We start from the raw sequence: 26,274 nt of genomic DNA on the forward strand, positions 1-26,274 counted from the left end.
TGCCTAAGCCTCCTGGTTCAGGCCCAGGTGTCCGGTCGAAAATGGGGCCAGTTCAGGTGGCCTCCGGCGTATCATTGATAGAGAAAACGGGACATAGGTGCTTCTCAAAAACGACTATGTCTTGTTGCTTACTCAGGCCACCAAAACTATCAACTACAATGCCGGAGCCGATGCCGACATTTCCCGGCAAGACCCTCTCCAGCTGCAATCGTGCTGGAGTTTCTCTCGCGGCGCCTATTAGGCCGGGATGACCTGCTCCCGCAGCCTCGTCGAAATCGTTGACGAGCCGCCGGGCCATCAACTGAAGATGATCAAATCCCGAAAAGCTTTTAGCCATTGACGCCTCCTTAAAAAGCGACCGTATATCAGACTGGTTGCGCGCGTAATCACTATATCGATGACGGCTTCTTCGGCCGTGTTCACCAGATACGCCTATCCGCTACCGAGCCCAAATCGGGCACTAGTTGCAACTATGTCGAAGGACGTCTTCGTCCGGCAACTACGACGTCTGGTCGCGCGTTACCCTCGCGGCCGCAGCGAGCGGCTGTAATCGCAACCTTGAGCAGCTCCGACCTACGGCAGGTTTGGGCCGTTCTGCCAAACTTAAAAAGTCCGCTCCCTGCACATAGCCGCTAGTGCGTCGATATGCTTGGGTATCGATCTAACCGTGCGAAGCTGCGCATCGTCGGGCCGTGGTGCGGCGAACCGACGTCTGTGAGGGGCAGTTTATGGCTGCCAAGGACGTCCATCCTTTGCGCGTGGCGCTCCATCTGCGAAATCGCCGTGCCGTCACGCCAGAGGCGTGCCGGGTATGGGCGGCGCACCCTTGGTGCGGCGGGGCGGCCCACCTCTCGGCGATTGTTGGCAATCGCCTTCCGGCCGGCGGGCGATGCGTGGCGGGCTGGCGCCCCTTGTTCTGCGCGGTATGGCTTTGCTCGAATTTCCGGGATCCCCCGATCTCTTGCCTTGCCGGGGCGACCGCGGCGCGGCCAGGGAAGGCCGGGGCGTCGTGGCCCTGCGGACAGGGCCCGCGGAAACGCGCCCAGTGCCGCGTGTGACACGAGCGCGGCCTGCAAGGGTCAGGGTCTCGCGTAGTCCTGCTCGGGGCTGAGAAGGATCTGGGCGCAATCCTCGAGGCATGCGGAGCGGACGACGTCGGCGTGGCTTCGACGATCGGCCTCGGACGAGGGCCACAGGAGAAGCTCGGCGGTGCGTATGTAGAGCGACACGATCCCGATCGGCTCCTCCGCCGCGAAGGCCAGCATCGCGTCGATCACCTCCCGCGCCAGCGCGCGGTCGTCATCCATCACGGCGCGTTCCAGGACGCTGGCGTGATACCAGAAGACCGAATGCGCGAGAGAGCCGCGCGCGATGCATTCCCGGCCCTTTGCGATCCAGTCATCGCGCGCCGCGCGGTCTTCCGCCAGCAAGGCCGCGAGGCCCAGGATCTTGCCGCCGATATACGCGTCGGAACCGGCGTCGTCGAGAAACGGCCGGATATAGTCGCGCGCCGTCTGCAGATCGCCCCGGCGCATGTGGAGATAGGCATACAGGGTCTGCACATCCTTCATGAACCGGGTTTCGCCACGGGCCGTGGCAAGCTTGGATATCGCGACCAGGTCTTCCTCGAGGCCCGCCAGGTCACCGTTGGCCGTGCGCATTTCCGCCCGTATCTCGCGGGCGATGAGTTCCGTCCGGGCGGCGCCGCACTGGACCGCGCTGTCGACGGCGACGTCGGCCAGCAGAAAGGCCTGCGGACCGGGATCGGCGAAGAAGAGCGAGAAGGCCCGCATGAACATGTATTCTTCCCGCACGAGCCCGAGACCGGCCTGTTCGGCTGTTTCGATGGCCTTGGTGAAATGGCCATACGCGGTGGTGAACCGACCGGCGGCATAGGCCGCGTCGCCGATGCCACCGTGGCCGCGGGCTATTCCGCGCGGATCGCCGGCAAGTTCGGCCGCGTCCAGCGCCGCCGCGTGATGCGCCATGCAGGCGGCATGATCCCCCCGCACGAACGCGCGGTTGCCGCGCTGTTCGTGTATTTCCGCGCGGCCGGGGCCGGCAAGACCGATGGAATCGGCGATGTCTTCGGCCGCGTCCAGCGCCCGGTCGGCCGCGTCCCCCTGGCCGAGCCGGTGCAGAACGAGCGCCTGGCGCGTCAGCATGGCGACGCGTGTTTCGGCCCTGGTGGCCAGGGCATGGGCGGTGCGATAATCCTCGAGCGCGCCGGCCATGTCGCCCCGGGTGCGACGGATGCTGGCGCGGCAGGAATACAGTTCCGCGTGCGATTCAGGGTCGGCATCGCGGGCAAGACCCTTGTCGATATAGGGAAAGGCGGCCGAAAAGCGGCGCGCGGCGACCATGGCATTCGCCGCCGCCACGGTGGCGTGCCCGGCATCGGCGTCATCCGGGGCCCGCAGCGCGTGATCGGCCCAGCGCAGCGGATCGCCGCCGCGGAAGAATGCCGCCGCACGCGCATGCCAGTCCTGCCGTGTTTCCTCGGGGATGGCCTCGTAGATCGCCAGGTGGACAAGATCGTGCCCGAAGGCCAGCCCGGTTTCGGTTTCGTGCAGCAGGTCGCCACTTGGTCGCAGGCGTGCGGTGGCGGGAAAGATCGCGGCGGCCTCGGCCGGATCGAATCCGGCCCCCAGGACCGCTGCCTGCCGCAACGCGCCGCGCTCGGCTTCGGGGAGGCGTTCGACCTGTTCCTGTACCAGTTCCGCGACGCTGGTCGGCAGGGCGCCATCGGTCCAGTTCGCCTCGAGCAGGCGGATGAGGAACAGGGGGTGCCCCGCGGCCCGTTCGATGGCCGCCTCGGGGGCGGTGTTGCCGGGCGCCAGCGCCCGGACAAGGTCACGCGCCCTGGCCTCCGGCAGGGGCGGGAGCGTGACACGCACCAGGCCGGGCAGGGCGCGCACCGCCAGCCGGCGATCGAGGCTGCGCGACCCGGGACGTTCCGTCAGCAGAACGACGGCGCGGCTGTTCTGAAGTTCCTTCACGAGATCGAGGATGAAATCGCCAGCGCCTACGGGCCTCCAGTGGCAATCCTCGATAACCACGAGCAGACCGGATGGCTGCGCCGCCCGGGTCAATGCGGCGGCGAGAACGTCGACGATCCGCTCCTGCTGCGCCTCGGGAGAGAGGGCGCTCATTCGCAACTCGACCTCGTTGCCAATATGCTCGTCGCGCAGCCACGACCACACGGCCCGGTCAATCGAGGAGGCCTCTTCGGGGCGAGGAAGCGCCGGCAGGGCGGCCATGATCCTTTGTGCCAAGTGGCGCGATCCGGGAGAGAAGGCCTCGAACCCGGCCCTGGCGATGCGCATCCCGGATTCCCCGACACTCCGGGCGATTTCGGCGGCCAGCCGGCTCTTGCCGATCCCGGCTTCACCGGCAAGGTGGATCGTCAGGCCGGACCCGGCCGTCTGCGCCGCCGTGATCGCGGCGGTGATCTGCGCCAGTTCGGTATCGCGTCCGATGATCGGCAGGTCGGGGCGCTTTCGCATCGCGCCGAGCTGCAGGGATACGGCGCGCTGGCTGCTTTCGACGGTCAGCCCGAGGCGCGGGGCCAGCTCGGCGATGACGAGAACGTCTCCGGGCTCCGCCATCGCCGCCAAGCGCCGGACCTGCACGATGGCCCGGGATGTCGCGTGCTCCGCGGTCTCCGCCGCCGCCAGGCCGAAGGACAGGGTCGGTCCTGCATCCGCGGCAAGTTGCAGGGCGGTGTTGGACACATCGTGCAACGGCTGGCCGGTGAACACGAATGCCACTTCGCCCGGCCGCGCCTCGAGCTCGACCGCCCCGTGGGCGCTGGCCGTTTCCCGCAGGGAAGCGAAATCCGGTGTGCCATCCGCCTCCATGCACAGCAGGAGGAAGGCCGTCTCGGGCGTCGGGGCATCGCTGTTTGCGCCGGTATCCGGCGCGGGGGGGCGCGGCGCGGTACCGGCGCCGCGGCGCAGCCGGTCGTAGAGAGCGCGCGTCTCGGGGTCAGGGGCGGTGCCCAGGTCACGCCGCAGCGCGGCCTCCAACTCGTTGTAGCGCGACCTGACCGCCCCGCGCATACCGCGCGCGGCATCCAGCGTCATCAGCCGCCGGTGCGCCGCCTCGTTCAGCGGATCGTGTGCCAGCAACCGGTGCGCCAGCGCCGCGGCATCGGGGCTGTCGCCCATGCGCTCAAGCTCCCGCGAGAGCGCGTCGGTGACCAGTCCCGCGAGCCTTGCGCGATGCTCCGCGACAACCTGTCCGAGTTCGAAGGCACCAACGTCGAGCCCATCCAGAAACGGCCCCCCGTACAGGCGCACCGCCTCGGTCGGATCGTTGCGCGCCAGGGCGTCGTGGAACACGTCGAGATCGGTGACCACGCCCGCGCCGAGGCGCAGGTCGTCTCCCTCTGCCTCGACCCAGCCATCGCCCCCGGCGCGACGTATCTGGAGCAGCGCCTGGCGCAGGCTTGCCCGCGCCTGATCGCTGTCGCTGTGCTCCCAGAGCAAGGCAGCAAGACGCTGCCGGGACATGGTCCGCCGCCGCGCCACGGCGAGGAGTCCGGCCAGCAGCCGGGGCTTGCGGGCGCTCAATGCCACCCGGTCACCGTCTCGAGTCATCGCGAACCCGCCAAGACATTCGAGCCGGAATTCCATTTTTAACGCACCTTTCACGCTTGAAGGCCCGGAAAGTTTAACGCCGGCCGGGCAGAAGGCATCTCACCAGACACGTTCAGAGAGCCGACACATGATTCACTTCAATTCAAAACCGGGTTCCGGCTGCAGGCCCGGACCGGCGAGGCCGCGCAAATGGCACGACCTGATCATCCGCATTCTCGGCCTGCCGCGGATAGACCCCCTCGACGAGGTGACCGGTCTGCCGCCGCAGAGCCCGAGCGTGCTTCGAAACCCTAATCTATGGTGACCCAAATGGCGACTTATCGCAATAATCTTCCCCAGGCCGGCAAAACGCTGATGCTGACCGATTCCGGGCTCGAAACGACGCTGATCTTTCACGACGGTCTCGACCTGCCGGCCTTCGCCGCCTATCCGCTGATGGAAACGCCCGAGGGGCGCGACACGCTGATGCGCTATTATCGCCGGCATATCAGCATTGCCGCGGACCACGGCACCGGTTTCGTGCTGGAAGCGCCGACCTGGCGGGCCAGCCGCGACTGGGGCGCCCGGCTGGGCCATTCCCCGGAAGACCTGGCGCGGATCAATCGCGCGGCGATCGGGTTCCTGTCGGACCTGCGCGGCGCATCCGGGTCGGTGCGGCCGATGGTGATCTCCGGCAACATCGGTCCGCGGGGCGATGGCTACCGGCCGGATACCGCCATGACCGCCGCCGAGGCCGAGCGCTACCACGGCGAACAGATCGGCTGGTTCGCCCAGACCGATGTCGACATGGTGACCGCGGTCACGCTGTCGACCGTGACCGAAGGGATCGGTGTGATCCGGGCGGCGAAAAAGGCCGGCCTGCCGGTCGTGGTGGCCTATACCGTGGAAACGGACGGCCGTCTGCCCGACGGCACGCCGCTTGGCCGGGCCTTCGAGGAAACGGATGCCCGCACCGACTGTGCCGCGGCCTATTTCATGGTCAATTGCGCGCATCCCGACCATTTCCGCGGCGCGCTCGAAGCCGGTTCCGGGTGGCTGAAGAGGATCGGCGGCGTGCGCGCCAACGCGTCCCGCCTCAGCCACGCAGAGCTGGACGACGCCGAGGAGCTCGATGCCGGCAACCCCGCCGAGCTGGGCCGCGACTATGCCCGGCTGCGCCGTCTCCTGCCGAATCTCAGCGTCCTGGGCGGCTGCTGCGGCACCGACCACCGCCATGTCGAAGCAATCGCCGATTGCTGCGTGGCCAGTTACGCGGAGTGACCCGCGCCATGACCCCCTCGTTCGCTTTTCGGCAGCTCGCCCCGGGGCGGCGCCACAGCAGCCTCATCCTTTCCCGACGGGCCCGGCGGCTGACCTCGCTGGCGATCCTGATTGGGCTTGGCGTGCTCGTTCTCACGGCGGATCCTTTCGGCGCCGGGCAGGCCTGTAGCGATGCGACGGTCGGCCGCTGCTCATTCATGAGCACGACGCCGAAAGTCGGAGCGGAGGCGATCCGGATCCCCGGCAAGCCGCATGTCTACGCGCGGCTTGCGACCCCGCTCAGCTTTACCGATCCGGCAGGCGCCGTCTGGACGGCGCCGCGCGGCACGCTGACCGACGGCGCCTCCATTCCTCCGGTTTTCGTGCCGCTGATCGGGGAGCCGCGACGCGCCGAATTCCTCTCTCCGGCGGCGCTGCACGATGCCTATTGCGGTGCGGGCAACGAAGACCTGCCCCAGTTTCGCACGCGGTCGTGGGAGGAAACGCACCGGATGTTCTTTCACGGCCTGCTTGCCGCAGGTGTTCCGCCCGCGAAGGCAAAAGTCATGTTCGCCGCCGTCTACCTGGGCGGGCCGCGATGGGATGATCCCGCGCGATCGCTGGACACCGTCCCCGACGCCGTTCTTCGCCGCGAGATGGAGGCGTGCCTGCGCTTCATCGAAGAAGACCGCCCGAGCCTGGCCGAAATAGAAGCCTGGATGCGCCGCCGCGAGCCGACGCTTCTGTCCGCGACTTCGGCGCCCTGATTTCCGCGACTGCGGCTCGTTTCTCGCCACGTGGCCTTTTGCTGGCGCGGGCCGCAAGTCACCAAAGCCCGACGACATCCACACCGGAGACCCAGACCATGACGTCCCGAACGCTTCAATCCTGCCTGTCTGCCATCTTTCTGCTGCTTGGGGCCTGGTGCCTGTTCTTTCCCGGCATGGTGGTCGGGCTCACGTTCCGGCCGGAGCTGGCCACGGCCACCGACCAGGCCCGTTTCCTGATGGGATGTTTCGGGGCTCAGGCGGTGCTCAACGGTACGATCCTGGCGACCGCGCGCTTTTCTGCGGTGACCTTCCTTGTCTTCGGCCTTGTCGGGTCGGTGCCCTTTTTCGGGTTCAATATATGGTTCTGGCTGGTTGTTCCGGTGCTCAATTCGTGGATGCTTCTGGACCTGGCCGGTAACCTTGGCATCCTGACGGCCGGTATCTGGGGGTGGCACCTGGCGCGGAAGGAAGCCGCGGACGCGGAGCCCTTCGACTGAAGGCGGGCCCATCCGGCGCCAAGCAGACATTGGCGCCATTGCTGGCCGGCGCGGGAACCTGGGTGCCCTTAGCGGATAGTTTTTTCCATCAGGTAGTTGTGGATCTGCACGTTGTTCCGCTCGAAATCGCGACGTCTGACCACACCGAAGCCTGCCCGTAGAAAGAACCTGCGGGCCGCTTCGCTTGCCTCGACATAGAGGCGTGACACCCCAGCCTCCAGCGCTTCGCGTTCCAGACGTTCGTAGAGAGCTTTTCCCACACCGCTTCCGGCGTGACCCGGATGGCAGTAGAAACAGTCGATATGGCCGTCGCGTTCCAACTCGACAAAGGCAATCGGTTTCTCGTCGTCGTCGACGGCGACAAACACCGAGCGCCCATCGGAGACACGGGCATGGAACGTGTCTGCAGGCACGGGGGCAGGGCTCCAGGCGTCGACCTGATCGCCGGTGTAATCCTTGCTGCCAATGGCATGGACAGCCTGGTGAAACACCTGAACCAGAATGGCCGCATCGTCGGGTTTGTAATCGCGTATCCTCATGGAGGCGATGTAGCGGCTTGGATCGTCAATGGGAATGGCTGTTTCGTCCGCGTGCCCCTTTATCCCGGGAGCGCGAGGCGCCGCGTGCTCCGCCGCCTACGCGAGGCGGTTGCGGAAGAACCAGGCGGCGACCGGCAGGGTGACGGCGGCGATCGCGCCGAGGGCCAGCATGTCGGGAAGCAGCACGTCGTAGCCGGCGCCTTCGAGGTAGACCCGGCGCGTGATGGTGATGGCGTAGTTGAGCGGATTGACCATCGTGAACCAGCGCAGCGCCGCCGGCATGTTCTCGGTCGGCGCCATCAGCCCGGACAGGAGCATGAAGGGCATCAGGAGCAGGAAGGTCAGGATCATCGCCTGCTGCATGTTCTTCGCGAGCGAGGACAGGAACAGCCCGATGCCGATCGCCGCCGCGAGGAACAGCATGAGGCCGGTATAGAGGACCAGGTAGGAGCCGGCGAAGGGGATGCGGAACCACAGGAGCGCCACGAGCAGGATCAGGCTTGCCTGAACCAGCCCGACCAGCATCGAGGGCACGGCCTTGCCGATCATGATCTCGGTCGGCCGGAACGGCGCCACGAGCAGCTGGTCGAAGGTGCCTTCCTCGCGCTCGCGGGCGACCGACATCGCCGCCAGCATCATCGTCATCAGCATGGTGATCGCGCCGATCAGCGACGGGATCATGTGCCACCGCGTCTCGAGCGAGGGGTTGTACCAGGCGCGCGAGACCACCTGCACCGCCGCGCCGGAGCGGCCGAGCAGGCGTTGGACGTCGGCGCCGAAGGCCGTCGCGATGGCGGCGACATAGCCCTGCGCGATGCCAGCGGTGTTGGAGTTGCGACCGTCGGCGATCACCTGCACCGCGCCCTGGCCGCCCGCGGCGATGTCCCGCATGAAGCCGGGCCCGATCGCAACGACGAGGACCACGTCGCCCGCGAGCAGCAGGGGCGCCGCGTCCTCGACCCGGTTCACGGTCGCGACACGTTCGAAGATGCCGGACCCGTCGAAGCGCGACACGAACTCGCGCGACACGACGCTGCGGTCCTGGTCGACCAGGGCGTAGGTCACCTGGTTCAGATCGTAAGTCGCCGCGTAGCCGAAGACCAGGCATTGCACGACCGGCGGCGCCAGAAGCACGGCGCGGCTGCGCGGATCCTTCAGGATCACCAGGAGCTCCTTGCGCATCAGCGCCAGGATGCGGAGCAGCGACCGCCGCAGCCCCGTCATGCGAGCCGCTTTCGCGTCAGCCGCACGGACAGCGCAATCAGGACCGCGGCCATCCCCGCCAGCACGGCCGCGTTGGGGAGGATGACGCTCCAGACGTTGCCGGCGAGGAAGATCGTCTGCAGTAGGCTGACGAAGTAGCGGGCCGGAAAGACGTAGGTGATCATCTGGATCACCCAGGGCATCGAGCGGATGTCGAACATGAAGCCCGACAGCATCATCGCCGGCAGGAAGCTGATCATCATGGCGGCCTGGCTGGCCAGGAACTGGCTCTTTGTCGCGGAGGAGATGACCAGCCCGATGCCGAGGGCGACCAGCAGGTAGAGGACCGAAACGCCGGCCAGGACCAGCGCAGAGCCGCGGAACGGCACGCCGAAGAGGACCAGGCTGCCGATGACCGACAGCGCGAGCCCGATCATGCCGAGCACGAAATAGGGCACCGTCTTGCCGAGCAGCAGCTCGGCGCTGCGCACCGGCGTGACGAACAGGGCCTCGAAGGTACCGCGCTCCCATTCCCGTGCCACGACCAGCGCCGTCAGCAGGGCGCCGATCAGCGTCATCACCAGGACGATGAGGCCGGGGACGAGGAAATAGGTGCTCTCGTTCGCCTCGTTGAACCACATCCGGCCCTGGACCGAGACCGGCGCCACCGCCAGCGCGCGCCCGCGAACCGCCTCGCGGGCCATCCAGGCGGCGACGGCCCCGCGCGCGTACCCCAGCGAGATCCGCGCGGTGTTGGCGTCGGCACCGTGCACGATGACCTGGATCTCGGCCTGCTCGTTCTGGACGTCACGCGCGAAGTCGGGCGGGATGCGGACGATCGCACGGACGGTGCGGTCGAGCAGCAGTGTCTCGGCCTCGGCCATCGTCTTGACGTGGACCGCGTCGAAATAGTTCGAGAGGTCGAAGCCCGAGGCCGCGCCCTGGGCATCGGCCGACGTCTCTTCCATGACGATGGCGACGGGGACATTCTTGACGTCGAGGTCGAGCCCGTAGCCGAAGAGCAGCAGCATCGCCAGCGGCATGACGATGCCGATCGCGATGCTGCTGGGGTCGCGCAGGAGCTGCCAGGTCTCCTTGCGGATCAGCGCGGCGGTTCTGCGCGCGGCACCGGTCATGCCGCACCCCGCGCGCCCGCCTGCCGGGCCTTTTCGACGATGGCGATGAAGGCGTCCTCCATCGTGGCCGCCGTGCCGCCCGCGCGGGCGCGGACCTCGGCGGGGGTGCCCTCGGCCAGGGCGCGGCCGGCATCCATGATGATGATCCGGTCGCAGTATTCCGCCTCTTCCATGAAATGCGTGGTCACGATCACGGTGACACCGCTTTCGGCAAGAGCGGTGATGCGGCCCCAGAACTCGCGCCTGGCCAACGGGTCGGCACCGCTGGTGGCCTCGTCTAGGAACAGGATCTGCGGTTCGTGCAGCAGCGCGGCGGCCATGGCGAGGCGCTGCTTGAAGCCGCCCGGCAACTGCCGGCTTGGCAGCGTCGCGAGGGGGGCGAGGTCGAACTGGTCCTTCGCCCAGGCAATGCGTTCGCGCCGGCGCCGGCCGCGCAGGCCGTAGGCGCTGGCGAAGAAGCGCAGGTTGTCGTCGACGCTCAGATCGCCGTAGAGCGAGAATTTCTGCGCCACGTAGCCGAGCCGCTCCCGGGCCTCGGCGCGCGAGGTGCGCAGGTCGGCGCCGGCCACGTGCAGCGTGCCCGCGCTGGCCGGCAGAAGCCCGCAGAGCATCCGGAACGTGGTGCTCTTGCCGGCGCCGTTCGGGCCGAGCAGGCCGTAGATCTCGCCGCGCCGGACCTGGAAGCCGATACGGTCGACGGCGGTGAAGTCGCCGAAGGTCCGGACCAGATCGCGGACCTCCACCGCGACCTCGGCGCTGCCTTCTTCGGCGGCGCGTAGGTCGAGCGTGTTGCGGGCGCTGTCCCCGGCCACCGCGGCAAAGACGGTCATGAACCCATCCTCGAACCGGGCGGGAACGGGCTTCAGCGTCACCTCCTTGCCTTCGATGCCGATGGGCGCCCGGTTCTCGCGGGTGGCGCGCACGACCCTCACCTTTCCGGCCTCGGGCACCGCGTCGACCACGCCGGGGGTCGCGAAGAGGCGCGCCTGCAGCGACCTCGCCGGCATGCCCTCGGGCGGCGCGGCGATGTAGCTGCACCCTTCGGCCTTCGCGGTGATCGTTCCGGGAGCGCCCTCGGCCAGCATCCGGCCCTCGTGCAGGACGACGCAATGGTCGCAGCGCTCCGCCTCGTCGAGGTAGGAGGTGCTGACCAGGACGCTCAGCCCGTCCTCCTCGATCAGGGTGGTGACGATTTCCCACAGCTCGCGGCGGGACAGCGGGTCGACCCCGACCGTCGGCTCGTCGAGCAGCAGAAGCCGCGGCGTGCGGACCAGCGTGCAGGCGAGGCCGAGCTTCTGCTTCATGCCGCCCGAGAGCTTGCCGGCCAGCCTCTGGCGAAACCGGCCGAGCTGGGTCATCTCCATCAGGCGGGGATAGATCGCCGCGCGCTCGTCCCGGGTGACGCCGTGCAGGTCGGCGTAGAGGTCCAGGTTCTCCTGAACGCTGAGATCCTCGTAGAGGCCGAATTTTTGGGGCATGTAGCCGACGACGTTCTGAACCTCCTGCGGGGCGGCCGAGACGTTTTGGCCGAGCACCTCGACCTCGCCGTCATCGGGCAGCATCAGGCCGCAGAGCAGGCGGATCAGCGTCGTCTTGCCGGCGCCATCCGGGCCGATGAGCGCGGCCAGGGTGCCGGGGGCGACGGCGAAGCCGATCCCGTCCAGCGCCGTCACCGTCTCGCCCGTCTCGCGCTGGAATGTCTTGCGAAGGTCGCGCACCGCCACCACGGCGCCCGCTGCGCTATCGCCCGGCATTGGCGGCCTCGCCCGTCTGCGGCACAACCGTCGCCGGCATGCCGAGGCGCAAGACGTTCCCGGGGTCCTTCACGATCACCCGCACCTCGTAGACGAGGCTCGTCCGCAGCTCCTCGGTCTGCACGCTGCTCGGCGTGAACTCTGCCACCGGCGAGATGAACCCGATCCAGCCGTCGAAGCCATGGCCCGGGAAGCTGTCGACGCTCACACGGGCGGACATGCCGGGGCGCAGCCGTCCGAGATTTGTCTCGGAGACGTAGGCCCGCACCCATTTCGGATCGCTCCGCGCCAGGGACACCACCGGGCGGGTCGGCGAGGCGATCTCGCCCGGCTCCATCAGGCGGGAGAGGACGACGCCCGCCACCGGCGAGGCCAGTTCCGCGTCGGCGAGCTGCGACTGCATGTAGTCCAGCTGGCTCCGGGCCGCCTCGAACTGTGCCTCTGCCTGGGCAATCTCCTCGTCGCGCGGGCCGGCAACGACAAGGTCGAGTGCGCGCTCCGCCTTGGCCGCGTTGGCCTGTGCGCTGTCGGCAGCGGCCTGCGCCTGATCGAATTCCCGCTGGGTCGTGGTGCCGTTGTCGCGCAGGGCGATCTGCCGCTCGAACTCTCGCTGGGCGTTCCTGGCCACGGCCTTGGCGGCAGCGAGGTTCGCCTCGGCCTGGGCGATCTCCTCGGGCCTGCTGCCACTGCGAAGCTCGTCGAGTACCGCCTGCTGCGCCGCCACCTGGGCCCTGGCCCGTGCGACCTGCGGCGCGAGGCGGGCGGTGTCGAGGCGGGCCACGACCTGCCTTTCGGCGACGGGGTCGCCTTCCTCGACCAGAACCTCGGCGATGCGCTCGCTGCCCTGGAAGGCGAGGGAGACCTGGCGCAGCTGCACGTTGCCCGTGAGGACGAACGCCTCGGGGCCGCCCTGACGGTTCAGATACCACCAGACACCGGCCGCGGCAGCGGCCAGGACGACAAGGGCGAGGACGAGACGCTTTGGCATTGACCTATCGCTTCCCGGGTCCGCCGCCGGTGCCGGGGCGGATGTTTGCAAGGGTGTCCGAGTGGTTCATGGTGCCGAACACGCAGTTTCCGGCGAAAAACAACATCATGCGTTGGGCTCCGGCGGTGTTCCATCTGCGTGGTTTTTCAGCAGGCCGTGCAGGATCGCGTCCGAGTGCTGCCGGGCGAGGCGATCGAGATCGAGGCCGGGGACGTCCAGCTTGCCGAGGACCTCGGTGAACAGCAGCCCGACGATGATCGGGCCCATAATCGAGAAGACCTGAAGCCGGGCGTCCCCCTCGCGGATTTCGCCGCGCGCCTGGGCGCGGCTGAGCGCGGTCTCGACCGCGCCCAGCATCGGCCCGGCGACGGTCTCGAACCAGACCTGCGCGAGGTCGGGGAAACGGTCGACTTCCCGAAGGATCAGGCGCGCGATGGCCGGGGCGCGGCTCTTGCCGATGGTCTCGACGAACCGGCCGGTCAGCATCGGGACGAGGTCTTCGAGCGGCATGTCGAAGCCGCTTAGCTCGGTCATCTGCTGCACGTTGGCGGACGCCACATGCTGCACGACGGCGCGGAAAAGCTGCTCCTTGGTCTCGAAGTAGATGTAGATGGTGCCCTTGGCGATGCCGGCCCGCCGCGCCACCTCGTCGAGCTTCGTGGCTTCGAACCCGTTCTCCAGGAAGCAGTCGAGGGCGACCTCGACGATCTCGCCGGGCCGCGCCTCCTTGCGGCGGCGACGGACACCCGCTGTCTTCTTCGGCTTGTCGGTCTTTCCAGTCATGTTTCTCCTGCTGTTCCTGGCCCATGACGGTGACGGCCCTCGGCCCGCCCTTGACGGCACCGCAAGCCGGCAGCCGCCCGGCCGGGCGGAGGATCCCGGTCGAGAGCACGTTGATGAACCGCCGGCCGTGGCCGCGCTCGGTCATCTTCAGCGCGGCTGACTTGGCGATGAAGAACGCGCCATCGAGGTCGGGTATCGACCGTCCTGTCTTCTTGGTGACTCCGCGGTCAGTGACTGTCAAGTCATAATGACTCGGACACGCCCCTCCGACCCTGCAGGCCGTGGGTGGCGGGTGACGTGGCCTTCGCCGTGAAACCGCCCTGCAAAAATTTCCCCTGTCCCCCCGATCTTTTGACCTGCCGGAGCGTTCTTCTACGTAAGTGACCATGTTGAGGAGCACCGACATGCAAGCCAAACCCCGGGGCCAGGCGGCCACCCATCCGGTCGAGATACCGCGGCGCGGATGGTGGGATATCGTGCGCCGGCTGGTCTGGGGCATTCCCGCCGATCACCTGTCGGTGGTGGCCGCGGGGGTGGCGTTCTTCGGGCTGCTGGCGATCTTTCCCGCCGTGGTGGCGCTGATTTCCATCGCCGGCGTGCTGCTCGACCCGGTGGACGTGGCGAGCCAGCTCGAGGCCTATATCGGGATGCTGCCGCAGGAGGCGGCGGCGATCATCCAGGACCAGGTTCTGAAGGTGACCGGCGGTGACGAGGCGGCCACGGGCTTTGCCGCCATCCTCGGGCTGCTGCTGGCGATCTACGGCGCCACGCGGGGCATGATGACGCTGATGGAGGGGATGAACATCGCCTATGGCGAGAGCGAGACCCGCGGCTTCGTGGCGCTTTACGCCACCGGCGTGGCGCTGACGCTGGTGATCATCGTGGGGCTGCTGACCGCGCTGGTCTTCATGATCGTCCTGCCGGCGGTGGTCGGGTTTCTCGGGCTGCCGGGGAAGGTGGAGACGGCGATCGTCTGGCTGCAATGGCCGGTGCTGGCGCTGCTGGCGGTGCTGGGGCTGGCGGTGCTCTACCGGTTCGGGCCGGCGCGGGCCAAGGCGCGGTGGCGCTGGATCAGCCCCGGCGCGGTGGTGGCCACGTTCCTGTGGATGTTGGGGACGATCGGCTTCTCGCTCTACACCCAGAATTTCGCCAGCTACAACGAGACCTATGGCACGCTGGGCGGGGTGATCATCCTGCTGACATGGCTGTGGCTGTCGTCGTTCATCGTGCTGGCCGGCGCCAAGCTGAATGCCGAGATCGAGCACCAGACGCGGCGCGACACCACCACCGGACCGCCCAGGCCCGAGGGGGAACGCGGGGCGATCAAGGCGGATACCTATCCCGACGGGCTGACGGCACCGGAAGAGGGGCCGGGCCGGGGCCTGCGCAAGCCGGACATCTGAGCGGCCACCAGATTTTCGTGGACAGGCGGGCGGAGAGGATTCACCATGGATGCGGGATCTGTGACGGGGGGGGATCGGGGATGGCCGAGGAAGACGAGTTGATGGCGCTGTTCCGGCGTTACGAGGCGGCGCTGCGCGCCGGGGATTCCGAGGCCTGCGCGGCCTGCTATGCCGAGGACGCGGAGTATATCGCCTCGGCCATGGCGCCGGTGCACGGGCGGGAGGCGATCCACGACCTGCATGACGAGCTGTTCCTGGTGGGTGTCAAGCAATGGTCGGTCAAGGTGCGGAGCGTCGCCGTGTCGGGCTGGATGGCCTATTCGCGGCAGAAGGTCGTCTCGGACGGGACGGCGTCGGACGTGCTGCTGGTGGCGGTGAAGGGCCGTGACGGGGTCTGGCTGATCCAGGCGGAGGCGGAAATCCCGGTGCGGTAGAGGGGGAAGGCATGGCGGAGTTCGTGGGTCACGAGGCCTATATCGCGGCGGCGCCCGAGGCGTTCCGGCCGCTGCTGGAGGAACTGCGCGCGGGGCTGGCCCGGGCGTTGCCCGAGGCGGAGGAGGTCATCCGCTACGACATGCCGGGATTTGCCATCGGCGACAGGATCGTGGCCGGGTACGCGGCGTTCTCGAAGCAGTGCGGGCTTTACCTGGCCAAGGGAGCGATTGCGGCCCATGCCGATGATATCGCCGCGGCGGGGCTGAAGGCCACGAAGACGGGGGTGACCTTCACGCCGAAGCGGCCGATCCCGGCTGCGCTGGTGGCGAAGCTGGCGGTCGCGTCGCGCGAGGCGAACGGGGTTTGAGGGGGCCGGTCGGGCCCGTGGCGCCGAGCTGAGTAGACGTCATATTTTTCAGGACATGTTCAATCGCCGGGGCCGGACCCTGCATCCGGCGACGTCGCGGGCCCGCGTGGCAAACCCCGTCTTCCCGGGGGGCTACGCGCCATCCTGGCGCCGCGAGTCCCGTCATCGGGCAAAGGGACGGGACCAGCCGGCCGGCCTCACCCCTACCTGAATGGGGGAGCCCTTAAGGGGAAATGACAGGCAGGGCGCATCCAATATCATGAAGAGCGTGCAAATAACCGGCATGTCATGCGGCCTCGTGGCTTCGCTCATTTTGCTCATCCGAGTGGCCTGCGGGCGATGAGCGACGTCTGGTCGCGTGCTCCTCGCGGCGCCGCCGGTTCCTTTGGGCATGAACAACGAAAATGGGGCGCAACCCCCCGGGAACAGATTGACGCGGGTTCGACCTGCGGAACCACAACAAGGAGAAACTGAAATGCGCGCTAGGAATTCACGGGCCCGACGGCTGAATGCGACGGCGATGCTTTGCGCGGCCTTCGCCGGGCTCTCGACAACGGCCGCCCAGGCGGCGACGGACGAGGAAATCGTGCTTTGCACGATCGACGACACGACCGGCAACCTGGCCGCGATGTCGACGCCCAAGACCTGGGGCTACGCGCTTGCGGTCGAGGAGATCAACGAGGCCGGCGGCATCATGGTGGATGGCGTGCAGAAGATGGTCAAGCACGTGCAGTATGACGGCCAGTCGGATGTCGGCCGCTACGGTCAGCTGACCCAGCAGTGCATCTTCGAGGACGAGGCCGACGTCGTCATGGCCGGCTATACCGGCGCCGAGCGCGAAGCCGCGCGCGTCGAGGCCGTGCGCAACGAGACGATCTTCTGGCACAACAACCAGGGCGAGGGCGGTATCGCGGACCGGTATTCGTTCTTCTCCGGTCCGACGCCCGAACAGCAGGTGCTTCCCGCGCTCGAATGGATGATCGATGAATTCGGGCCGCGCATGACCTTCATCGGGGCCGATTACAACTTCTGCCGCGCCATCGGCGCATGGGTGCGGACCGCCGCGGGCCTTTACGAGGGCGACCTCGTGATGGAGGAATACTTTCCCTTCGACGTGAACCAGTGGCAGCAGACCATCGGTGAAATCCAGAACATCGGGCCGGACTTCCAGGTTCATTGCCTGGTGGGCGGCGACCAGGTGCAATTCTATCCGCAGGCCGATGCCGCCGGGCTCAAGACGCCCGCCTGGTCGAACGTGACCATCGCCGATGGCTACGAACACAAGATCTTCCCCGCGCCCCAGCTCGAGAACATGCACGTTCCGCCGGGCTATATCGAGGACGTGCCGGGCGAGAACAGCGAGGCGTTCGCGGCCAAGATCCGGGAACGCCATCCGGACGCGCCCTACGTGAACGAACACGCGGCCTTCGGCTATGTCGCGGTGAAGGCGATGGCGAAAGCCTGGGCGGCGGCCGGCACGACCGAGACCGAGGCGGTCATCGAGGCGCTCGAGGCCGGTGTGACGGTCGAGGAGGCACCGGGCGGGTCGTGGTCGCTGGTGGGCGATCAGCACCATGCGGCGCTTCCGACCTACCTGTTCAAGGTCGAGGCCGATCACTCCCTCTCGCTCATCAGCGAACTGGGCGTGACCGAACCGTCGTTCCTTTCCGACATCGGTGTCGACGTGCGCGAATTCGGATCGGGCGACGGCGAGACCTACCTGCCGACCGACAACCCCGCCTGGGCGGACTTCTTCGCCGAGTGAGCCAATGACAGGCGCGGGTTCCGACCCGCGCCTGCATGACAGGAAACAGAGGTTCGAGCCAATCCCATGGACGCTTTCACCCAGATCTTTGGCTTCGCGTTCCAGTATCTCGACAGCGCCGCCTATCTCATCCTCGCGGCCCTCGGGCTGTCGATCATTTTCGGGATGATGGGCGTCATCAACATGGCGCATGGCGAGCTGATGATGATCGGCGCCTATATCACCGCGTTCTGCATGTATGGCGGGATACCCGCGCCGATCGCGATCCTTCTTGCAGGCGTGGGGGCCGGGATCGCGGGCATGATACTCGAGCGGCTCATCATCCGGCACTTCTACAAGCAGCTTCTTTCGTCGCTGGTGGTGACCTGGGGCCTGTCGATGATCATCTCGCAGGTTTTCCTCATCATGTTCGGCCCGAACATGCCCAGCCTTCCGACGCCGTTCTCGGACATCAAGATTCTCGTGGGGGGAGAGGTTGGTTTCGCCCTGGTCGGCGCCGAGGGGTTCGCCCGCGTGACGGGTGAGACCGGACGTATGCCGCCGGGTGTCGAAAGCTTCGGCATCTACCGGCTTGTCATGTTCGCCGTCGCGGTGCTGATGGTCGTGGCCGTCTGGCTTCTCTTGCGGAAGACCGAGTTCGGGGCGCGGGCCCGTGCCACCATGGACAATCCGACGATGGCCAACGCGCTTGGTATCTCCACCCCGCGCATCTATGCCTACACGTTCGGCCTTGGATCGGCGCTGGCCGGTATCGCGGGCGGGCTCTTCGCGCTCACCTCCGCCATCACCCCGTATTTCGGCGCGGCCTATACCGCGCGGGCCTTCATCACCGTGGTGGTCGGCGGGGCGGCAGGCGTCATCAACGGGCTCGTCGCCAGCGTCGCGGCCCTGGGCGGGGTCCAGACGATCCTGTCGAACCTCTTCAGCGTCTATATCGGCTTCGTCGGCATGATCGCCGCGGCCTTCCTCATCCTGCTTGTCATGCCCACGGGCATCTCGGGTTACATGGAGAAGCTCAGGGGGCGGTCCAGATGACCGGGCGCGCAGACGAAACGACACCCGTGAATTCGCATGCGAAGATCCCTTTCGGCTTCCTGAGGCTGGTCGAGGGACCGCAGACGATGGGGCGCGGCTGGCCGTTCTGGACCGGCTTCGCCATCGTAATCCTTCTCGCCTTCCTCGCGCCCACCTATTTCGGCATCCGCCCCTACCGGGTGAACGAGTTCATCGTTTCGGGTTTCCTGGCGGCGAGCCTGTCGATCCTTTGGGGCTATGCCGGCATCCTGAGCCTCGGGCAAGCGGCCTTCTTCGGGGTTGGCGGGTACGTGTTCGGGATCATCGGGATCAACCTGTTCGACGCGACCGGCAACACGCATCTCGCGCTCGCCGGCGGCATTCTGGCGCCCACGGTCTTCGCGGCCTTCGTGGGGGCGATCATGTTCTTCGCGCGGCTCAAGGGGGTCTATATCGCCATCCTGATGCTGGTCTTGTCGCTGCTGCTGGAAACCTTCATGCTCCAGACCGCCGATCCGGAGGTCTACCGGATCGGCGAGGCGCTGTTGGGGGGCGCGAACGGGTTGCGTCCCGCCTCCGACATCCCCTCCGTCGCCTTCGGCTGGGGCGAGGCGGTGGCCGAGATCAACGGGCGGCGCGAGGGCTTCTACTATTTCGCGCTGACGCTGCTGATCGTGGTCTACCTGGGCCTGCGCATGCTTCTGAACTCGTCCTTCGGCTATCTTCTGGTCGCGGTGCGGGAAGACCCGGACCGGACAGAAACCTTCGGCTACGACGTGCGCCTGATCCAACTGGCCGTGTTCTGCCTTTCCGCCGCGCTTGCAGGGCTCGCCGGCTCGCTCGACACCGCGCGGATCAACCGGGTGGACCCCGAGCTTGTCTTCAGCGTGTCGGCCAACATCATGGTCGTGATCTGGGTCGCGGTCGGGGGGCGCAAGGACCTGACCACCGCGATCCTCGGGGCGATCACGCTCGAATGGCTCTACCTGTGGCTGACGACATCGGGCAGCCCGGAATACGCCACGCTGGTCATGGGCGGCATCCTCGTTGCGGCAATGCTGATCGCGCCGGAAGGGGTGTTCGTCTGGATCGGCAACCGGCTGGGCAGGCTTTTCGGACGATCCCGGACGCCCGCCGCCAAGGCCGCGGAGGCGCGCCAGTGACCGCCCCGGCTGCCAAGACCGCCGCCCACGGGCGCCCGATCCTCGAGATCCGCAACGTGACCAAGGATTTCGGCGGCGTGCGCGCAACTGATGACCTCAGCCTCGCCATCGCGCCGGGGGAGCTGCATTGCATGATCGGCCCGAACGGCGCGGGCAAGAGCACGTTCTTCAAGCTGCTGATGGGCACGATCCGCCCCACGAAAGGCGAGATCCTTTTCAACGGCGAGGATATCACCCGCCTGCCGCCGCATCAGCGGGCGCGCCGGGGGCTGGGGATCAAGTTCCAGAACATGCAGGTCTATTCGGAACTCACGGTGTTCCAGAACTTCTTCATCCCGCTCCGGCGCAACCACAAGCCTTCGGCAATGCCCGGGCTGGTGGCCGACATTCTCGACCGTATTCACCTGTCGGGGCTGGAGGACGAGCTTGTCCGCAACCTGAGCCACGGGCAGCAGCAATGGCTGTCGATCGGCATGTCCATCGCGCTAGAGCCCAAGGTCCTGCTGCTCGACGAGCCGGCGGCCGGCATGGGCCGGGACGAGACGCAGTCGACCGCCGAGATCATCAAGTCGCTCAACGCGGAGGGCATGACGATCATCGTCATCGAGCACGACATGGAATTCATCCGCAACCTCAGTTCACGCACCTCGGTGCTGCATCTTGGCGCGCTGTTTGCGCAGGGCAGCTACGAGGAGATCGAAACCGACGACGACGTGCGCAAGATCTATCTCGGCAAGGTGTGACCAGATGGCAGGCAGAACACTTCTCAACGTGAACAAGCTGCGCTCTGGCTACGGCAATGTCGCGGTCATCAACGGCCTGTCCTTCGACGTGAAGGAGGGCGAGATCGTCGCCATCGTCGGGCGCAACGGCGTGGGCAAGACGACGCTTCTCAAGACACTGATCGGCGAATTGCCCTGCCAGGGCGGGGATATCGAGTTCCGGGGCAGGTCCATGAACGCGGTGCCCGCCGCGGAGCGTGCGCAACTGGGCATCGGCTACGTGCCGCAGGGCAGGGGGCTCTTTACCGGCCTGTCGGTCGAGGACAACCTGCGATTGGGAAAGCTGGTCGGCGGGCGGCCGAAGGAGATGAATTTCGACCGCGTCTACGGCTTCTTTCCCATACTGAAGACGCGCCTGTCGCAGATTGCCGGCACGATGAGCGGCGGGCAGCAACAGCAGCTTTCCATCGGGCGCATCCTGATCGGGAACCCGTCGATCATGCTGCTGGACGAGCCGTCGGAGGGCATTCAGCCCAATATCGTACAGGAGATCGGCGAGATTATCCGCCGGATCCGCACCGAGGAAAAGCTTACCGTCATCATCGTGGAACAGAACCTCGACCTGATCCAGGCGAGTGCGGATCGCTGCATCGTCATCGACAAGGGCGCGATCGTGGACGAGATCCTGCCGTCCGACCTCGACGATCCGGAGATCGCGCGGAAGTATCTCGCGATCTGACGGCGGTTCTCAGTAGGCCGTCAGAACACCCAGCTGCACCGCCTTGGCGACGGCATGGGTCCGCGTGCTCGCGTCGAGTTTCAGCATCGCGTTCTTGATGTGCAGGCGCACCGTCTCGACCGACCTGTCGAGGATCATCGCGATCTCGGGCGAGGTCTTTCCGAGCGCGGCCCAGCGCAGGCATTCGCCCTCGCGCGGGGAGAGGATATTGGGGAGGGCCACCTCCACCTCGTCCACGAACCCGCGCTGTGAGATCGTCTTGTGGAACATGTGGGTGAGGTGGAACATCGTGTCGTAGGTGTTCTCGTACAGGGAATCCCAGTCGACATTCGATCTGTCGAGGATCGCGCTCACCACGGCGAACTTGCCGTCCGGCAGGTGGATCGGGATCGTCATGCCCCGGTCCAGCCCGAAATCGGCGAGGTACTGCCACGCTTCGCTTTCCTTGTGGCGGAGCTTGTCATTCGACTGAACATCGCTCCAGTCAAACGGCAGGGTGCCGTTGAAGCAGGCGTGGTAATAGGGATCGTGGGCCTCGAACTGTCGCCAGGTATGTTCCCAGCCTTTCGGGAAGTTGCGGGTGTTGAGGCGCAGGGGAACCCATTCATGTTCGCTGAGGCGGGGATTCACCACCTGGCGGGCGTAGAGCACCTGGGTGAAGCCAAGGTCCTGCACGACCTCGTAGAGCGTGTCGAGGGATTGCTGGAAGCCGGTCGCATCCTTCAACCCGTCACGGAGTTTGATCGTCCACTTGTCCATGTTCGCCCCCTCATTTCCCTGAGTAGTTCCGAAAGCGCCTGTCGGACGAGCGTCGCCGACACGTTGGGCGTTGATCGCTCTGGCACTTCGATTGCGTCACCTTTCGGACGACTTGGCAAGACGCCCGGCCACCATCCCGCAGAAGAACCGGTGCGGTGCCGAATATTTGCGCGGAAAATTCACTCAGCGCACATATCCATGGCGATAGCGTCTGGCATTGCGTTTTTGCGCACAGAAAAAATGCGCGCGCCCGGCCCAGCGGCCCGCGCGAGCGCCCGTGTCGGTCATGTCTTTTCAAGGGCGTGCGGTGCCGGTGACCCGTCCGCAAGCTGCGACCTGCGTGGTCATCTCCGGCCCCCACTCCGGTTGTCCAGGTTAAGCCGATGTTAGTGGGCGGGTCCGGGCGCTCTCAACTACCCGATCGGGTAGCCCCCTTTTGGGAATAGTGCTTCGCGCCGCGATTTGATCGACTGACCCCATCCCACCCCGAGCTGGCGGCGACGACGTCCGAGGACGCAGGACCGGCGGTTGCGACGGGCGAGCATCACAGAAACGACGGAGCGTTGCGTCCATGCATATGACTTTGCGAGAAGAAGAGCGCCTTCAAATCTGGACGGCAGCCGAGATGTCCCGGCGGCGGCTCGAACGGGGGATGCGGCTCAACTACCCCGAGGCCGCGGCGGTGATCTGCGACGAGATCCTGGAGCGTGCCCGCGAAGGCTCGATCCCCATGCTGACCGACATGATGGAATACGGGGCGACCATTCTGAAGAAGGAACACGTCATGGAGGGGGTGCCCAACATGATGAAGATCCTTCAGGTCGAGGCGCAGTTCCCGGACGGGACGAAGCTCGTGACCGTCATGAACCCGATCCGCGACTGAACACCTTTTTCGAGGGAACACCATGGCCAAACCATTCTGGACACCGCCCGAACTTCCGAAATCCATCATCCCCGACGAGGCGTTCGACGTCGGAGACCGCGCCAATTGCGCGATCATCGAGTTTGCCGACACCGATATCGAGATCAACCAGGGGCGCCCGACGAAAGAGATCGTGATGATCAACACCGGCGACCGCCCGGTGCAGATCGGTGCGCACTATCACCTTGCGGAGTGCAACAAGGCGATGGCCTTCGACCGGGAGGCCGCCTTTGGCTTCCGGCTCGACGTGGCGTCGGGAACCGCGATCCGCTTCGAACCCGGGCAGAGCCGCAAGGTGCAGATCACGACCTATGCGGGGCGCGAGGTCGCCTATGGCATGAACAACATGACCAACGGCTCGCTCCGCTCCGAGATCATCAAGGCGCAGACGATGCGCAAGCTTCGGGCCGAGGGCTATTGCTTCGAGGGCGACGCCTATCCGGTCAAGCCGTCGCCCGACAGCAAGTACGCCAACAAGTGAAACCCATCTGCCGGGCAGGCGCGCCCAGGCAAGGGCGCCGTCCGGACCAGGAGAAACCGACATGAGCATCAAGATCACCCGGCCTGACTATGCCGCCCAGTACGGCCCGACCAAGGGCGACAGGATCTATCTTGCAGATACCGGGCTCGTTGCCGAGATCGAGGACGACCTGACGACCTATGGCGACGAGATGGTCTTCGGGGGCGGCAAGACCATTCGCGACGGCATGGGCCAGGGCTCCAAGTGGAAGGCCTCCGACGGTGCGCTCGACATGGTGATCACCAACGCTGTGATCCTCGACCCTGTCCTGGGCTGCATCAAGGCCGATATCGGCGTGCGCGACGGGCTGATCGTGGGCATCGGCAAGGCCGGCAACCCGGATACGATGAACATCACGCCGGGCCTGATCGTATCGCCCAACACCGACATCCTCTCGGTCGAAGGGTCGATCGTCACGCCGGGCTTCATCGATATCCATCCGCATTTCGACTCGGTTCAGCAGCTTTACGAATACCAGAACGCGGGGTTCACCACCGTGATCGGCGGCGGGTCGGGACCCAAGACCGTGGGCATCGAATGTCCCGGCGCGTTCAACCTTCAGCGCATGCTGGAGGCAATGGCGGATTTCCCGCTGAACTACGGCAATTTCGGGAAGGGCAACGCCTCGACCCCCGGCGCGCTTGTCGAGCAGATCCTCGCCGGGGCCACGGGCCTCAAGATCCACGAGGACTGGTCGTCGTCGCCTGCCGCCATCGAGATGACGATGGAACTGGCCGACGAGTACGATTTCCAGGTCCAGATCCACGCCGATACGCTGAACGAGACGGGGTATTACGAGGACACGATCGCGGCGATCAACGGCCGGGTCATGCATATCTATCACTGTGAAGGGGCCGGCGGGGGCAACGCGCCCGACATGATGCAGATCGTGGGCGAACCGCACCTCATGCCGTCTTCCACGAACCCAACCAACCCGTTCTCGATCAACACGTATGACGAAGAGATCGACATGCTCATCACGTGTCACAATCTCAACAAGAGCGTGCCGACCGACATCGCCTTCATCCAGGGGCGTGCGCGGGCGGAGACGATGCGCGCCGAGGACGTGCTGCACGACATGGGCGCGATCTCGATGATCGGGTCGGATTCGCAGGGCGTGGGCCGGGCGGCGGAATCCGCGCAACGCGCCTTCCAGCTCGCCGCGGTCAATAAGGTTCGCTATGGCAGCCTGTCCGAGGACGGACCGTCGAACGACAACTTCCGCATCCAGCGTTACCTTGCCAAGGTCACGATCAACCCCGCCATCACCTTCGGCGTGAGCCAGTATGTCGGCTCGATCGCACCGGGGAAACTGGCGGACCTCGTGATCTGGCGCCCGGATCATTTCATCGCCAAGCCGGAAACGACCCTCAAGGGCGGTTTCATCTCCCATGCCGTCATGGGCGATCCGGCGGGCTCGCTGATGACCGGGCAGCCGCTGAAGTACCGGCCGCAATACGGCTCCTACGGGGCGAACCCGTCGCGCCTGTCCTATTCCTTCGTCACCAAGGCGGCGATCCAGAACGGGCTGGAAAGCCAGTTGCGCACGCACCAGACGCTCATGCCGGTGCACGGGACGCGCACGATCTCGAAGCGGGACATGGTCCACAACTCTTACATGCCCAATATCGAGATCGATCCGGAAAGCTACAACGTCTACGTGGACGGCGAGCGCATCACCGTCAAACCTGCCAAGACGCTGCCGCTGTCGCAGCTCTACTACTTCCGGTGAGGCGCCATGTCCGTCATCACGCAGATCCTCTTTCCCGCCGACGCCCGCCCCGCGGGCGGTACGGAGGACCCGGTCTTTCTGACCTCCGAGCAGCGCTCGAGTCCGCATGGCGTGCTCAGGACCGCCGGCGGGCGGACCCTGCGCATCTCGCTGCCGCGGGGGAGCGAGTTGGCCGACGGTGACGTGCTGGCACGGGACGGCGAGACGATTGTCGTTGTGCGGGCGGCCGCCGAAGCGCTGTTCCGGGTCGCGCCGGACGACGCGCTGATGTGGGGGGTCGCGGGGTTCCACCTCGGCAATCACCACCGACCCGTCCGTTTCACCGATACGGCCATGCTGACGCCCGCCGATGCGAAGGTGGCCGACGTCCTGCGCGACGCGGGCCTGCCCTTCGCGGCGATCGAGGCGCCCTTCGTGGGCCGGCGCTTCGGCTCCTATGCCGGGCATGACCATGACCACGGCGATCACGACCACGATCATCACGGCCACAGCCATGAACATTAGCCGGTCGTCGAACTTCGCCGCACAGGACCAGGAAAAACAGCTCTTCCTGCTGCAGGTCGCGAATTCATCCTTTCCAACGGGGGGCTTCCAGCACTCCTACGGGTTCGAGACATGGTTCCAGAGCGGCGCGGTGCATGACGCCGGGACGTTCCGAACCGCCTGCCGCGACTGGCTTCGCTACAGCCTCGCCCGGTCCGAGGGTATCGCGGTGGCGCGCGCCTGCGACATGGCGCGGTTCGAGGATTTCGACAGCCTTCCCGCGCTTGACCGCAAGCTGGGCGCGCTGAAGCTCAGCCGCGAGGCGCGGGAGGCGTCGTCGATGACCGGCCAGGCCCTGCTTTCTTCCTATGGCGACATTTTCGGCCGCCCCGGGCTCGAAGGTTTCGCGCGACAGGCCGAGGACGGCACGGTCGCCGCCCACCATGCCGTTGTCTTCGGGGCGATCTGCGGAGCGCATGACATCGGCGCCCCCGAGGCGGTGCTTGCGTTTCTGCAAGCTGCGGTCACGAGCCTTGCCGGCGTCGCCTGTCGCCTGATCCCGCTGGGCCAGGTCGAGACGCAACGGACGATCACCGACGCATGGCCCTTCATCCAGGCTTTCAGCCGCGAGGTCATGGAGCTTGGCATCGACGACATGAACACCGCGATGCTTTCCCTCGACGTGGCCGCGATGCAGCACGAAACGCTGCGCGGGCGGCTTTGCATATGCTGACGCAAGC

25 protein-coding genes are annotated in these 26,274 nt (G+C 66.4%); 16 read left to right on the forward strand and 9 right to left on the reverse strand.

Annotated elements, in window-relative coordinates; genetic code table 11:
* Positions 1-52: 52 nt before the first annotated feature.
* Both QUV18_RS17010 and QUV18_RS17015 read right to left on the reverse strand, forming a co-directional pair.
* Positions 53-337, reverse strand: a complete 285-nt coding sequence (locus QUV18_RS17010) for a DUF6602 domain-containing protein (protein WP_300895217.1) — start codon at positions 335-337, stop codon at positions 53-55.
* 742 nt (positions 338-1,079) lie between these two features.
* Positions 1,080-4,637 carry an AAA family ATPase gene (locus QUV18_RS17015; RefSeq protein ID WP_300895218.1) on the reverse strand — a complete coding sequence of 1,186 codons (3,558 nt, stop codon included), beginning with the start codon at positions 4,635-4,637 and terminating at the stop codon, positions 1,080-1,082.
* Between the two features lie 318 nt (positions 4,638-4,955).
* Here QUV18_RS17015 and QUV18_RS17020 point away from each other — a divergent pair, with 318 nt between their 5' ends.
* The 3 genes from QUV18_RS17020 to QUV18_RS17030 all read left to right on the forward strand — a co-directional run bounded on the left by QUV18_RS17020 (position 4,956) and on the right by QUV18_RS17030 (position 7,107).
* Positions 4,956-5,861: a homocysteine S-methyltransferase family protein gene (locus QUV18_RS17020; RefSeq protein WP_300895219.1), complete on the forward strand. Its 906-nt coding sequence runs from the start codon at positions 4,956-4,958 to the stop codon at positions 5,859-5,861.
* Between the two features lie 8 nt (positions 5,862-5,869).
* Positions 5,870-6,607 (forward strand): DUF1353 domain-containing protein, encoded by a 738-nt coding sequence (locus QUV18_RS17025; RefSeq protein WP_300895220.1) that lies wholly within the window; start codon positions 5,870-5,872, stop codon positions 6,605-6,607.
* Positions 6,608-6,705: 98 nt separating this feature from the next.
* Positions 6,706-7,107: a hypothetical protein gene (locus tag QUV18_RS17030; RefSeq protein WP_300895221.1), complete on the forward strand. Its 402-nt coding sequence runs from the start codon at positions 6,706-6,708 to the stop codon at positions 7,105-7,107.
* 68 nt (positions 7,108-7,175) lie between these two features.
* On the opposite strand, the gene QUV18_RS17035 is transcribed toward QUV18_RS17030, so the two are convergent.
* The 6 genes from QUV18_RS17035 to QUV18_RS17060 all read right to left on the reverse strand — a co-directional run bounded on the left by QUV18_RS17035 (position 7,176) and on the right by QUV18_RS17060 (position 13,510).
* The gene (locus QUV18_RS17035; protein WP_300895222.1) at positions 7,176-7,646 is read right to left on the reverse strand and encodes a GNAT family N-acetyltransferase; all 471 of its coding nucleotides are present in this window, start codon (positions 7,644-7,646) and stop codon (positions 7,176-7,178) included.
* 96 nt (positions 7,647-7,742) lie between these two features.
* The gene (locus QUV18_RS17040) at positions 7,743-8,870 is read right to left on the reverse strand and encodes an ABC transporter permease (RefSeq protein WP_300895223.1); all 1,128 of its coding nucleotides are present in this window, start codon (positions 8,868-8,870) and stop codon (positions 7,743-7,745) included.
* A complete protein-coding gene (locus QUV18_RS17045) occupies positions 8,867-9,985 on the reverse strand; it encodes an ABC transporter permease (protein WP_300895224.1) in 1,119 nt (372 codons plus the stop codon). Before QUV18_RS17045 ends, QUV18_RS17040 begins: the two co-directional genes overlap by 4 nt.
* Complete coding sequence (locus tag QUV18_RS17050) at positions 9,982-11,739, reverse strand: ATP-binding cassette domain-containing protein (RefSeq protein WP_300895225.1); 1,758 nt, start codon at positions 11,737-11,739, stop codon at positions 9,982-9,984. The genes QUV18_RS17045 and QUV18_RS17050 overlap by 4 nt, the downstream gene beginning before the upstream one ends.
* Complete coding sequence (locus QUV18_RS17055) at positions 11,726-12,727, reverse strand: HlyD family efflux transporter periplasmic adaptor subunit (protein WP_300895226.1); 1,002 nt, start codon at positions 12,725-12,727, stop codon at positions 11,726-11,728. Before QUV18_RS17055 ends, QUV18_RS17050 begins: the two co-directional genes overlap by 14 nt.
* A 105-nt stretch (positions 12,728-12,832) precedes the next feature.
* The gene (locus QUV18_RS17060) at positions 12,833-13,510 is read right to left on the reverse strand and encodes a TetR/AcrR family transcriptional regulator (RefSeq protein ID WP_300895228.1); all 678 of its coding nucleotides are present in this window, start codon (positions 13,508-13,510) and stop codon (positions 12,833-12,835) included.
* Between the two features lie 404 nt (positions 13,511-13,914).
* Here QUV18_RS17060 and QUV18_RS17065 point away from each other — a divergent pair, with 404 nt between their 5' ends.
* The 8 genes from QUV18_RS17065 to QUV18_RS17100 all read left to right on the forward strand — a co-directional run bounded on the left by QUV18_RS17065 (position 13,915) and on the right by QUV18_RS17100 (position 21,118).
* Entirely contained in the window at positions 13,915-14,913 is a 999-nt protein-coding gene (locus QUV18_RS17065) for a YihY/virulence factor BrkB family protein (protein WP_300895229.1), read from the forward strand.
* Positions 14,914-14,993: 80 nt separating this feature from the next.
* Entirely contained in the window at positions 14,994-15,347 is a 354-nt protein-coding gene (locus QUV18_RS17070; protein ID WP_300895231.1) for an SgcJ/EcaC family oxidoreductase, read from the forward strand.
* A gap of 11 nt (positions 15,348-15,358) precedes the next feature.
* A complete protein-coding gene (locus QUV18_RS17075) occupies positions 15,359-15,715 on the forward strand; it encodes an iron chaperone (protein WP_300895232.1) in 357 nt (118 codons plus the stop codon).
* Between the two features lie 475 nt (positions 15,716-16,190).
* Positions 16,191-17,480 (forward strand): ABC transporter substrate-binding protein, encoded by a 1,290-nt coding sequence (locus tag QUV18_RS17080; protein ID WP_300895234.1) that lies wholly within the window; start codon positions 16,191-16,193, stop codon positions 17,478-17,480.
* A 66-nt stretch (positions 17,481-17,546) separates the two neighbouring features.
* The gene (locus QUV18_RS17085; protein WP_300895235.1) at positions 17,547-18,515 is read left to right on the forward strand and encodes a hypothetical protein; all 969 of its coding nucleotides are present in this window, start codon (positions 17,547-17,549) and stop codon (positions 18,513-18,515) included.
* The gene (locus tag QUV18_RS17090; RefSeq protein ID WP_300895237.1) at positions 18,512-19,657 is read left to right on the forward strand and encodes a branched-chain amino acid ABC transporter permease; all 1,146 of its coding nucleotides are present in this window, start codon (positions 18,512-18,514) and stop codon (positions 19,655-19,657) included. The genes QUV18_RS17085 and QUV18_RS17090 overlap by 4 nt, the downstream gene beginning before the upstream one ends.
* Positions 19,654-20,400 (forward strand): ABC transporter ATP-binding protein, encoded by a 747-nt coding sequence (locus QUV18_RS17095; protein ID WP_300895238.1) that lies wholly within the window; start codon positions 19,654-19,656, stop codon positions 20,398-20,400. Before QUV18_RS17090 ends, QUV18_RS17095 begins: the two co-directional genes overlap by 4 nt.
* 4 nt (positions 20,401-20,404) lie before the next feature.
* Entirely contained in the window at positions 20,405-21,118 is a 714-nt protein-coding gene (locus QUV18_RS17100; protein WP_300895239.1) for an ABC transporter ATP-binding protein, read from the forward strand.
* 9 nt (positions 21,119-21,127) lie between these two features.
* On the opposite strand, the gene QUV18_RS17105 is transcribed toward QUV18_RS17100, so the two are convergent.
* Entirely contained in the window at positions 21,128-21,877 is a 750-nt protein-coding gene (locus QUV18_RS17105) for a LuxR family transcriptional regulator (protein ID WP_300895240.1), read from the reverse strand.
* Between the two features lie 571 nt (positions 21,878-22,448).
* On the opposite strand from QUV18_RS17105, the gene QUV18_RS17110 reads away from it, so the two are divergent.
* The 5 genes from QUV18_RS17110 to QUV18_RS17130 all read left to right on the forward strand — a co-directional run bounded on the left by QUV18_RS17110 (position 22,449) and on the right by QUV18_RS17130 (position 26,267).
* On the forward strand, positions 22,449-22,760 hold the full coding sequence (locus QUV18_RS17110; protein WP_300895241.1) for an urease subunit gamma: 312 nt from the start codon (positions 22,449-22,451) through the stop codon (positions 22,758-22,760).
* A 22-nt stretch (positions 22,761-22,782) separates the two neighbouring features.
* The gene (gene ureB, locus QUV18_RS17115) at positions 22,783-23,280 is read left to right on the forward strand and encodes an urease subunit beta (RefSeq protein ID WP_300895242.1); all 498 of its coding nucleotides are present in this window, start codon (positions 22,783-22,785) and stop codon (positions 23,278-23,280) included.
* A gap of 61 nt (positions 23,281-23,341) precedes the next feature.
* Positions 23,342-25,051 carry an urease subunit alpha gene (gene ureC, locus QUV18_RS17120; protein WP_300895243.1) on the forward strand — a complete coding sequence of 570 codons (1,710 nt, stop codon included), beginning with the start codon at positions 23,342-23,344 and terminating at the stop codon, positions 25,049-25,051.
* A 6-nt stretch (positions 25,052-25,057) separates the two neighbouring features.
* On the forward strand, positions 25,058-25,555 hold the full coding sequence (locus QUV18_RS17125; protein WP_300895244.1) for an urease accessory protein UreE: 498 nt from the start codon (positions 25,058-25,060) through the stop codon (positions 25,553-25,555).
* Positions 25,497-26,267 carry an urease accessory UreF family protein gene (locus QUV18_RS17130; RefSeq protein WP_300895245.1) on the forward strand — a complete coding sequence of 257 codons (771 nt, stop codon included), beginning with the start codon at positions 25,497-25,499 and terminating at the stop codon, positions 26,265-26,267. Before QUV18_RS17125 ends, QUV18_RS17130 begins: the two co-directional genes overlap by 59 nt.
* Positions 26,268-26,274: the final 7 nt, after the last annotated feature.

Source organism: Roseovarius sp. (assembly GCF_030373445.1).
GTDB lineage: Bacteria > Pseudomonadota > Alphaproteobacteria > Rhodobacterales > Rhodobacteraceae > Roseovarius.